This window comes from Kitasatospora sp. NPDC057518 (assembly GCF_042802075.1).
Lineage (GTDB): Bacteria > Actinomycetota > Actinomycetes > Streptomycetales > Streptomycetaceae > Kitasatospora.
The window spans coordinates 1-10,321 of record NZ_JBHVEU010000316.1; the positions used below are offsets into that span (position 1 = coordinate 1).

The 10,321-nt window shown below is 72.6% G+C and carries 10 protein-coding genes; 5 read left to right on the forward strand and 5 right to left on the reverse strand.

Going from position 1 to position 10,321, the window contains the following annotated elements; translation table 11 throughout:
* Window positions 1-55: 55 nt before the first annotated feature.
* From ACFU7Z_RS27470 to ACFU7Z_RS27480, 3 genes are all read right to left on the reverse strand, one after another.
* Window positions 56-994 (reverse strand): hypothetical protein, encoded by a 939-nt coding sequence (locus ACFU7Z_RS27470; protein ID WP_049656499.1) that lies wholly within the window; start codon window positions 992-994, stop codon window positions 56-58.
* Between the two features lie 290 nt (window positions 995-1,284).
* Window positions 1,285-2,505 (reverse strand): acetyl-CoA C-acetyltransferase, encoded by a 1,221-nt coding sequence (locus tag ACFU7Z_RS27475; protein ID WP_380780309.1) that lies wholly within the window; start codon window positions 2,503-2,505, stop codon window positions 1,285-1,287.
* Window positions 2,506-2,568: 63 nt separating this feature from the next.
* Window positions 2,569-3,651 (reverse strand): SGNH/GDSL hydrolase family protein, encoded by a 1,083-nt coding sequence (locus ACFU7Z_RS27480; protein ID WP_380743402.1) that lies wholly within the window; start codon window positions 3,649-3,651, stop codon window positions 2,569-2,571.
* 228 nt (window positions 3,652-3,879) lie between these two features.
* On the opposite strand from ACFU7Z_RS27480, the gene ACFU7Z_RS27485 reads away from it, so the two are divergent.
* The 5 genes from ACFU7Z_RS27485 (at window position 3,880) to ACFU7Z_RS27505 (ending at window position 9,056) form a co-directional block, all read left to right on the forward strand.
* Window positions 3,880-5,280: a cystathionine beta-synthase gene (locus tag ACFU7Z_RS27485; protein WP_049656493.1), complete on the forward strand. Its 1,401-nt coding sequence runs from the start codon at window positions 3,880-3,882 to the stop codon at window positions 5,278-5,280.
* Between the two features lie 513 nt (window positions 5,281-5,793).
* Window positions 5,794-6,132 carry a hypothetical protein gene (locus tag ACFU7Z_RS27490; RefSeq protein ID WP_063780291.1) on the forward strand — a complete coding sequence of 113 codons (339 nt, stop codon included), beginning with the start codon at window positions 5,794-5,796 and terminating at the stop codon, window positions 6,130-6,132.
* A 202-nt stretch (window positions 6,133-6,334) separates the two neighbouring features.
* A complete protein-coding gene (locus ACFU7Z_RS27495) occupies window positions 6,335-7,615 on the forward strand; it encodes an Ig-like domain-containing protein (RefSeq protein WP_049656491.1) in 1,281 nt (426 codons plus the stop codon).
* Window positions 7,616-7,722: 107 nt separating this feature from the next.
* Entirely contained in the window at window positions 7,723-8,274 is a 552-nt protein-coding gene (locus ACFU7Z_RS27500) for a SigE family RNA polymerase sigma factor (protein ID WP_053112304.1), read from the forward strand.
* The gene (locus ACFU7Z_RS27505) at window positions 8,271-9,056 is read left to right on the forward strand and encodes a hypothetical protein (protein ID WP_380780312.1); all 786 of its coding nucleotides are present in this window, start codon (window positions 8,271-8,273) and stop codon (window positions 9,054-9,056) included. The genes ACFU7Z_RS27500 and ACFU7Z_RS27505 overlap by 4 nt, the downstream gene beginning before the upstream one ends.
* Before the next feature lie 34 nt (window positions 9,057-9,090).
* On the opposite strand, the gene ACFU7Z_RS27510 is transcribed toward ACFU7Z_RS27505, so the two are convergent.
* Complete coding sequence (locus ACFU7Z_RS27510) at window positions 9,091-9,453, reverse strand: cupin domain-containing protein (RefSeq protein WP_380780314.1); 363 nt, start codon at window positions 9,451-9,453, stop codon at window positions 9,091-9,093.
* Between the two features lie 132 nt (window positions 9,454-9,585).
* Window positions 9,586-10,251 carry a peptide-methionine (S)-S-oxide reductase MsrA gene (gene msrA / locus ACFU7Z_RS27515; protein WP_049654705.1) on the reverse strand — a complete coding sequence of 222 codons (666 nt, stop codon included), beginning with the start codon at window positions 10,249-10,251 and terminating at the stop codon, window positions 9,586-9,588.
* Window positions 10,252-10,321: the final 70 nt, after the last annotated feature.

The window sequence follows — 10,321 nt, forward strand, 5'->3', positions numbered from 1 at the left end:
GCGGTAACCCCGTGACCCGGCCGGCCTTCGGCGCGCTGCTGCTGGTGAGCCGGTGTCAGATGCTGGCGACCACCCGGTCGGCCAGCACGTAGACGGCCTCCTCGTCGGTGGAGAAGGTCAGCGAGTACGAGCCGGAGAAGCGCGAGCCGCCGAGCAGCCGGACGTGCTCACCGGCGCGGACCGCGTCGATCAGCCGGTAGGCGGCCTCCCGGTCGCCCGGGGCCACGCAGAGGGTGGTGCCGTCGGCGAAGGCGTACACGTCCAGGGTGCCCAGCGGGCCCGGGCGGACGTCGACCAGGGCGACGGCCTCCTCGGCGAGGGCGGCCAGCCGGCTGTCCGTCCACTCCCGGGACGGCGCCTGGCTGGGCACGAAGTCGGGGTGCGAGGGGTGGCGGCGCGGGTCGGGCGCGGCGACCGGGGCCTCCTCGACGGCCTGGTCGGCGTCCAGCAGCCCGGCCTCCAGGCCGGTGGCCAGCAGGTCGGCCTCGCGGCGGGCCCGGGCGTCCTTGGTCTCGCCGGCCGGGTGGCCGGGGCGCAGCGGCACGCCGCCCTCGCCGCCGGGCTCGGCCGGGGCGGAGCCGCCCTCGTTGATCAGGTCCTCCAGCGCGGAGCGCAGCGCCTCGCCGAACTCCGGGTCCATCGTCCCGGCGTTGTCGACGGCGTCCTGCGGGCCGGTGGGGCGGGGGAAGAAGAGCGGCCACTCCTCGGTGCCGGAGAAGGTGCCGGAGAACGGGGAGTCGAACAGCGGCGCGTCCTCGGCCGCGCGGGCCTCCTGCTCGGCCCAGAACGCCCGGGCCTCCGTGATCTCCCGCTCGCGGTCGGCGGCGAGCGCCTCGGTGACGGCCCGGCGTATCGCGGCCTCGTCCACGGGTGCGGGCGCGGACGGGGCCGCGGCCCGTGCGTCCAGCCGGCGGGAGAGCCCGCGGAGGTGGAGCAGCACGGCGGTCGACACGGCGATCAGGATCAGCAGCAGGATGGTGTAGACGGCGCTCACGGAACGTACTCCTAGCGAGGAGCGGAACGGGGTTACGTGTCCACACTGCCGCATGCGGGGCTGTTACCGCAGGGGCGAATGTCCAATTCATCCCGGACTTTCGCTCTTGTCCCCAAATTGTTAGGTAACACCGTTCTACGCAGTGGAGTTGATCCGCTCCGCAGTGTCGATTTCCGGGTCGAAAACGAACGAATTGAGGGCCGGATCGACCTCTCGGTGTGATCCGGCCCTCAATTACGCTGCGTCACTCCAAATGGGTGGTCCAGACCCTTCGGAGGGCGCCCGGAGGGTCAGCTGAGGCGCTCGATCACCATCGCCATGCCCTGGCCGCCGCCGACGCACATGGTCTCCAGGCCGAACTGCTTGTCGTGCCACTGCAGGGAGTTGATCAGCGTGGTGGTGATCCGGGCGCCGGTCATGCCGAAGGGGTGGCCGACCGCGATCGCGCCACCGTTGACGTTCAGCCGGTCCAGGTCGACGCCGAGGTCACGGTAGGACGGGATCACCTGGGCGGCGAAGGCCTCGTTGATCTCGACCAGGTCGATGTCACCGATGGTCAGGCCGGCCCGCTTGAGCGCCTGCTTGGAGGCCTCGACCGGGCCGTAGCCCATGATCTCGGGGGAGAGCGCGCTGACACCGGTGGAGACCACCCGGGCGAGCGGGGTGATGCCCAGCTCGCGGGCCTTGGTGTCGGACATGATCACCAGCGCGGCCGCGCCGTCGTTCAGCGGGCAGCAGTTACCCGCGGTCACGGTGCCGTCGGGGCGGAACACCGGCTTCAGGCCGGCCACGCCCTCCAGGGTGACGCCGGCGCGCGGGCCGTCGTCCGTGCTGACCACGGTGCCGTCCGGGAGCGTCACCGGGGTGATCTCGCGCTCCCAGAAGCCGGCCTTGATGGCGGCCTCGGCGAGGTTCTGCGAGCGGACGCCGAACTCGTCCTGCTCGGCGCGGGTGATGCCCTTGAGCGCGGCCAGGTTCTCGGCGGTCTGGCCCATCGCGATGTAGGCGTCCGGCACCAGGCCGTCCTCGCGCGGGTCGTGCCACTCGCCGCCACCCTCTTCGGCGCGCTTCTTCGTACGGGCCTGGGCCTCGTCGAAGACCGGGTTCATGGTGCCCGGCAGGCCGTCCGAGGTGCCGTTGACGCTGCGCGAGACGGTCTCCACGCCGGCCGAGATGAAGACGTCGCCCTCGCCCGCCCTGATCGCGTGCAGCGCCATCCGCGTGGTCTGGAGCGAGGAGGAGCAGTAGCGGGTGATGGTGGCGCCCGGCAGGTAGTCCATGCCCATCTGGACGGCCACGATGCGGGCCAGGTTGTGGCCCTGCTCGCCGCCGGGCAGGCCGCAGCCCAGCATCAGGTCGTCGATGTCGCGCGGGTCGAGCTGCGGGACCTTGGCCAGGGCGGCCTGGATGACGTGGGCGGTCAGGTCGTCCGGGCGGACGTCCTTGAGCGAGCCCTTGAAGGCCCGGCCGATCGGCGAACGGGTGGCGCTGACGATGACGGCTTCGGGCATGGCGGGCTCCTCGCTGGGTGACGGCGGACCTGACGTCCGGGAGGAAAGTTACCGCCTGGTAGATCAGGCGTCACCCGCCCCAGCGTGTGAGCTGGCCGACGTATTCCCGGGGCCCCCGTCGGGGGTCGTACCAGCCTCCTTCCCGCTCTCCGGGCCGGGCAGACCGATCCGCAGCCGGTGCCTCAACTGGGCCCAGCGGCGGCCCGTGCCCTCCGCCGGTACGGCCGCCACCTCGGTGCCCTCCCGACCGGCCGCCGTGGCGGCCGCGACCGCGACCGGCAGCACCGCGCCGCCCGGGACGGCCGTGGCAGGACGCTCCTCCTCCGGCCAGAGCCCGAGCGCGGCGCAGACCGAGGGCAGCACGGCCATCGCGGCGGTCGCGTAGCCCTGGGCGGAGGGGTGGTAGCGGTCGGCGGCGAACATCTCCGGGCGGGCGGCGAACTCCGGGCCCAGCAGCGAGCCCAGCGAGACCGTCCGGCCGCCCGCCTCCACCACCGCGATGGTCTGCGCGGCGGCCAGCTGCCGGCTCAGTCGGCGGGCCACCCAGCGCAGCGGCGGCCGCACCGGCTTGATCGTCCCGAGGTCCGGGCAGGTGCCCACGACCACCTCGCAGCCGTTGGCGCGCAGGGCGGCGACGGCCTCGCCGAGCTGGCGGACGGCCAGCTGGGCCGGGCTGTGCCGGGTCACGTCGTTGGCGCCGACCATGACCACGGCGACGTCCGGGTGGTGCGGCAGGGCCTGCTCCAGCTGGCCGGAGAGGTCGGCGGAGCGGCCGCCGGAGCGGGCCACATTGACCAGCCGGACCGGGCGCTCGGCCACCGAGGCGAGGCCCGCGGCCAGCAGCGCGCCCGGGGTCTCGCCGGCCCGGGCCACGCCGAGGCCGGCGCCGGTGGAGTCACCGAGGACGGCCAGCACGAGCGGGGCCTGCGGGTCGGCGGCGCGGTCGGCGAAGGCCTCCCCGTAGACGCCGTCCGCCTTGGGCGGGACGGTCTCCAGGACGCCGATGGCCTGGATGGCGAGTCTGCTCTCGGTCACCAGCAGGCCGACGACGCCCACCCCGAGCAGGCCGAGGCCGCCGCCGCCGTACGCCGCCGCGGTGGCGATCCGGCGGGCCACCCGGGCCCGCGAGTCCCGTGCCCCTGGCATCCGGTGCCCCCTTCACGTGCTCTCCTGCCGGCCCCTCCGGGGCCACGGCCATGCCTGCACAGCGCTCTTACCCGTGCGGAGGGCGGGAGTACCGGGGGTGCCGCTGGGGGTGGGCCATTGGGGGAGGGGTGCAGGAGGGGAGCCGCGGGGCGGGTGCCACGCCCTACGCTTTGCAGTACCGAACTCCGCAGTACCGAAATCGCATGCCCACAGACCGGGAGGATCCCCGTGCGGTACCACAACTCGATCATCGACCTCGTCGGCAACACGCCGCTGGTCAAGCTGAACAAGGTCACCGAGGGCATCAGCGCGACAGTGCTGGCCAAGGTCGAGTACTTCAACCCCGGCGGCTCGGTCAAGGACCGCATCGCGATGCGCATGATCGAGGCCGCCGAGGCCTCGGGCGCCCTCAAGCCGGGCGGCACCATCGTCGAGCCGACCTCCGGCAACACCGGTGTCGGCCTGGCGATCGTGGCCCAGCAGAAGGGCTACAAGTGCATCTTCGTCTGTCCTGACAAGGTCTCCACCGACAAGATCAACACCCTGCGCGCGTACGGCGCCGAGGTGGTCGTCTGTCCGACCGCCGTCGCCCCGGAGCACCCGGACTCCTACTACAACGTCTCCGACCGCCTGGTCCGGGAGACCCCGAACGCCTGGAAGCCGGACCAGTACTCCAACCCGGACAACCCGGCCTCGCACTACCACTCCACCGGCCCGGAGCTGTGGGAGCAGACCGACGGGAAGATCACCCACTTCGTGGCGGGCGTCGGCACCGGCGGCACCATCTCCGGCACCGGCAACTACCTGAAGGAGGCCTCCGGCGGCAAGGTCAAGGTGATCGGCGCCGACCCGGAGGGCTCGGTCTACTCGGGCGGCACCGGCCGGCCGTACCTGGTCGAGGGCGTCGGTGAGGACTTCTGGCCGACCGCCTACGACCGCGGTGTCGCGGACGAGATCGTCGCGGTCTCCGACAAGGACTCGTTCCAGATGACCCGCCGCCTGGCCAAGGAGGAGGGCCTGCTGGTCGGCGGCTCCTGCGGCATGGCCGTGGTGGCCGCGCTGGAGGTCGCCAAGAAGCTCGGTCCGGACGACGTCGTCGTGGTGCTGCTGCCGGACGGCGGCCGCGGCTACCTGTCGAAGATCTTCAACGACGACTGGATGGCCGACTACGGCTTCCTGCCCTCGGCCACCGACGAGGCGCACATCGGCGAGGTGCTGGCCCGCAAGGAGTCCCTCGCGCAGGGCGGCGTCCCGCAGTTCGTCCACATGCACCCCAACGAGACGGTCGCCGAGGCGGTCCGGGTGCTGCGCGAGTACGGCGTCTCGCAGATGCCGGTGGTCTCCCCGGGCGCCGGCCACCCGGACATCATGGCCGGCGAGGTGATCGGCTCGGTGGTGGAGAAGCTGCTGCTGGAGGGCATCTTCGCCAAGGACATCGAGCTCACCGACACGCTGGACAAGGTGATGTCCAAGCCGCTGCCGGTGGTCGGCTCGGGCGAGACGGTCACCAACCTGATGACCGTGCTGGAGAAGGCCGACGCGGCCGTCGTGCTGGTGGAGGGCAAGCCGCAGGGCATCGTCACCCGCCAGGACCTGCTGGGCTTCCTGACCGGCCGCGCCCAGCACTGACCCGGCGTCACCACCGCCCCCCGCGGATGGATGCGGAGGATTCGTCCACGGGGGAAGTGGTACACCGGCGTCACCTGTCCGCAGCACGTGGTTAACACGGCTCGGGCATCGTGGTGGTCAACGGCAGGACGCCGAGTGAGGCGACGGCAACCGTCCGGGAGCGGCTCCCCGGCGACCGCGGTCGGCTCCGGACACATCGGGTGGCCCTGACCCGGCCGCTGTGTCCTCCCGCCGCGGGAGGCGCCGTCGTCCCGCCCCTGACCGGCCCCGGCCGGTCGACAGGGTGCGGCGGCTCCCGCGGCAGCACCGCGCCGCACGGCGCGTGTCCCGCGGCTCCCGGGTGGGGGAGCCCAGGCGGGGAACGGTGGGGCCGGTCCTTCTCCGAGGGACCGGCCCCTTCCGTTCGCGCCGTCGCACGTTCCGTTCGCGCCGTTCACGCCGGGCGCGCGGGGTGCACTCCGAGCGGCCGCCCGTGCGCCGCGCCGGGCGCGCCCGTCCCGTACGCTCGCACGCATGACCAGCACTGAAACGACCGACCAGGATGCCCCGCGCTATGTCCGGGTGAAGATCGAGCTCATCGCGGAGATCACCGACGAGGGCGCGCTCAAGGCGGCCGCCCTGGAGGCCGTCACCGCCGACGAGTACCTCGACGACGAGGAGCGCGCCCAGTCCGTCGAGGCCATCGAGGTGGACCCGTCGGGTTCGCTCGCGCACTTCATCGACCCGGTCGCGCTGCTCGGCGACGTGCCCGGCGTGGAGCTCGCCTCGGCGACCTGGGAGTCGGCGCAGACCGAGTTCGACCCGGACGACGAGGAGTGGGACGAGTACGCGGTGGAAGGCTCCGCCGAGTAGGGCGGGGAACCGTCGGGTGACGGTCCTCACCGTCACCGCCCGTGAACGCCCGGTCCGCTCCGCGGGCCGGGCGTTTTGTCCCTGTTCGTCGGGAAGTTGGGTCATCTCATACGATCGCTTACCCTTCGGTGATGGAACCGTGAACGGGCGTATTGCGTTTCTGTATCCGTAATGCCCGGGATGATCAGCAGGGAGACGCGACGTGACGGCACGGGACGGTCAGGGACGGGCGGCCGGAAGCAGCTGGAGCCGACGCGGGGTCCTCGCGGGCCTGATCGGAGCGCCCGTCCTGCTGCTGACCGCCTGCAACGACAACAGCGCCAACAGCGCCAGCGGCGGTAGCGGCGGCTCCGGCGGCGCGAACGGCACCCCGGCCTCCGGCGGCACGGGCAGCAGCGCCCCCAAGACCTCGGCCGCGGTCATCACCGTCACCCCGGCCGACGGCGCCGCCTCCGCGAGCTTCAGCGAGCCGGTCAAGGTCGCCGTCGCCAACGGCACCCTGACCAGCGTCAAGGTCACCGACACCGCCGGCAAGGAGCTGGCCGGCCAGCTCTCCGCCGACGGCACCGGCTGGACCTCGGCCGCCGCCCCCGCCAGCGGCACCAAGTACACCGTCGCCGCCGTCGCCCTCGACAAGGACAAGCTGGAGGCGGACTCCAACGCCGTCTTCACCACGGCGACCCCGGCCAACACCTTCGTCGGCTACTTCACCCCCGAGGACGGCTCGACGGTCGGCGTCGGCATGCCGGTCTCGATCAACTTCAGCAAGCCGGTCACCGACCGCAAGGCCGTCCAGCAGGCGATCACCGTGATAGCCGAGCCGGGCGTCGAGATCGTCGGCCACTGGTTCTCCAGCACCCGCCTCGACTTCCGGCCGCAGGAGTACTGGGCCAAGGGCACCAAGGTCACCCTCAAGCTCCGGCTCAAGGACGTCGAGGGCGCCAAGGGCGTGTACGGCACCCAGTCCAAGGACGTGAGCTTCACCATCGGCCGGGCCCAGACCAGCGTCGCCGACCTCGCCGCCAAGAAGCTCACCGTCACCACCGACGGCCAGGTCAGCGCGGTCTACAAGATCTCCGGCGGCTCGCCCGAGCACATGACCTGGGGCGGCAAGATGGTGATCTCCGAGCAGTACACCCAGACCCGGATGAACTCGCAGACCGTCAACCTGGGCAGCGAGTACGACATCGCGGACGTGCCGCACGCCCAGCGCCTCAGCACCTCGGGCACCTTCATCCACGGCAACTACTGGTCCTCGCCGTCGATCTTCGGCGGCCAGAACACCAGCCACGGCTGCATCGGCCTCCGGGACACCAAGGGCGCCCAGGACAGCGGTACGGACGGCTTCAAGTTCTACAAGTCCTCGATGGTCGGCGACGTGGTCGAGGTCGTGAACTCCGGCGACAAGACGGTCGCCCCGGACAACGGCCTGAACGGCTGGAACATGGGCTGGGCCGCCTGGAAGGCCGGCAGCGCCGTCTGACCCGGCCCCGCACCCCGACCGGCCGGACCCCGGTCGGAAGACCCACCGGTCGGAAAAACTCCCCGGGCGGACCGAACCTCGCGGTCCGCCCGAGGAGTAGGACGGGTGTGAAACGCGAGCAGAGACAGCGGCAGGACGACGAGTTCAGCGAGTTCGTCGCCGGGAGCGGTCGGCAACTGCTGCGGCTGGCCGAGCTGTTGACCGGCGACCCGGACCGGGCCAAGGACATCGTGCAGTCGGCGCTGGAGCGCGCCTACCTGCACTGGCACCGGATCACCGGGGACGACCCCACCGCGTACGTCCGCCGGATCGTGGTCAACCAGCACCGCGACTGGTGGCGCCGACTGCGCAACCACGAGCTGCCCGTCGAGCACACCCCCGACCGGCCGCTCTCCGACGACCTCGCCGAGCGGCAGGCCGAACGCGCCCTGCTGCACCAGGCGCTGGGCACCCTCACCCGCCGTGAGCGGACGGTCGTCGTGCTGCGGTACTACGGGGACCTCAGCGAGGCCGCCGTCGCGGCCGAACTGGGCATCGCCCAGGGCACGGTGAAGAGCACGCTGCACCGGGCCATGTCGAAGCTGCGCGCACTGCCCGAACTCGCCGACCGTTCCGGCGTGACGGCGAGTCCCACGACGCACATCGAGGTGACGGTATGAGCTTCGAACACCGGCTCGGCGAACTGCTCAAGGACCAGGACCCGTACGCGACCGGGCCGGACCCGGTACCGATCATCGCCGCCGCCCGACGGCGCCAGGCCAGGCGCAGAGCCGGGACCGCCGCGGCCGCGGTCGCGGTGGCGCTGGTCTGCGGGGCGACGGCGGTGACGGCCGGCAGCGCCCGGCACGTCGGGCAGGTCGCGGGCGAGGCGGGGGCGGCGTTCAGCCCCGTCGCCGTCCCGAGCCCCACGCCCACCGCCACGCCGAGCCCCACGGCCACCGCCACGCCGCTGCCGCTCTCGCCGGTACGGCAGGTCGGCCCGGGGCAGCGCATCGAGATGGCGGCCGGCGCCCGGATGTGGGTCAGCCCGTTCGAGAAGTGCGACAACTACCAGCCGGACGGCTCCGACTCCGGCACGGACTGCCGGGACGTGCGCAGCGACAACCTGGAGCACGACAGACCCGCCCTCTACGCCCAGTCGCACGGCGACCGCGACCGCTTCATCGTCGCGAGCTTCTACCTGGGCCCGGTCGCCCCGGCGAGGATCGTCGCGTTCACGGGGGGCAGGGCGACCGTCGCCACCCTGGTCAGCACCGTCGGAATGCAGCGGTGGATCGGCTACTACGTGGTGCTGCCGCCGCTGCCGGAGGCGGATCCGGCCGCCCACCGGCGTCCGGTGAGCCCGGCGATCGCGGCGTACGACTCCGAGGGCAGGCTCCTGGCGGAGCTGCCGGGCACCACCGCCGACGGCGCCGACGAGCGGGCCCCGCAGCAGCTGTGACCCGGTCCGCCCGCAGCTCTGCTCACAGCTCCGCTCACCGCTTCGCGTAGTCCGCGAAGCCCTGCCAGTCGACGATCACGCAGGGCTCGTCACCGACGGTCCAGGCGTCGTGCCCGGGCGGGCAGAGCATGAAGTCGCCGGGGCCCACTTCGGCCTCCTGGCCGCCGTCCATGACGATCCTCATCCGGCCGGAGAGCACGTACCCGGCGTGGGCGGCCTGGCAGCTCTCGGTCCCGGCGATCGGCTTCACGTGCTTGGACCACTGCCAACCCGGCTCGCCCACGGCCCGGCCCACCGGGCCGCCGTCCAGGTTGACCAGCCGCAGTTCCCCCGTGCCCTCCTCGAAGGGGCGGACTTCCTCGGGATCGTCGAAGTTCCGCTGGTAGAGACCGGACATGGCGCACTCCTCTCCCGCGAGGACCGCCCGGCCGCCAGTGGGTGGCCGGGCCGGCCCTGCTGGCCCTTCCAGTCTGCGCCCGGATCGGGGATCGGTCACGTTGGGTGGTCGATCCCGGGGCGGGGCCGGAGGTCAGTCCCGGGTGCGGGCCACGCCGATCGGGCAGGAGGCGCCGGTACCGCCGAGACCGCAGTAGCCGTTGGGGTTCTTGGCCTCCGACAGGTACTGCTGGTGGTACGGCTCGGCCGGGAAGAACGGGCCGGCCGGGGCGATCTCGGTGGTGACCGGGCCGTAACCGAGCGCGGTCAGCGAGGGCTGGAAGGCGTCCCGGGTGGCCACCGCGGCCTCGGCCTGGGCGGGGGAGTGGGTGTAGACGGCGGAGCGGTACTGGGTGCCCACGTCGTTGCCCTGGCGGTTGCCCTGGGTCGGGTCGTGCGCCTCCCAGAAGGTCTTCAGCAGCCGCTCGTACGGGATCACCGCCGGGTCGTACACCACCCGGACCGCCTCGGTGTGCCCGGTCAGCCCGCTGCACACCTCCTCGTACGTCGGGTTCGGGGTGTGGCCGCCCTGGTAGCCGACCAGCGTCGTCCAGACGCCGGGCAGCCGCCAGAAGGCGCGCTCGGCGCCCCAGAAGCAGCCCAGCCCGAAGTCGGCCACCTCCAGGCCCTCCGGGTACGGGCCGGACAGCGGGTGCCCGAGCACGGTGTGCGGCTCGGTCAGGGTGAAGGCCGGGGTGGGCCGGCCGGGCAGCGCCTGGTCGGCGGGGACCAGCGAGGTCTTGTGGCGGTTGAACAGCACGGCCTGCTCCAGCGGGTCGGGAAACCTGGCGCAGTGTCCAACGCGGACGGCCGCCCCCGGATTCCGGGAG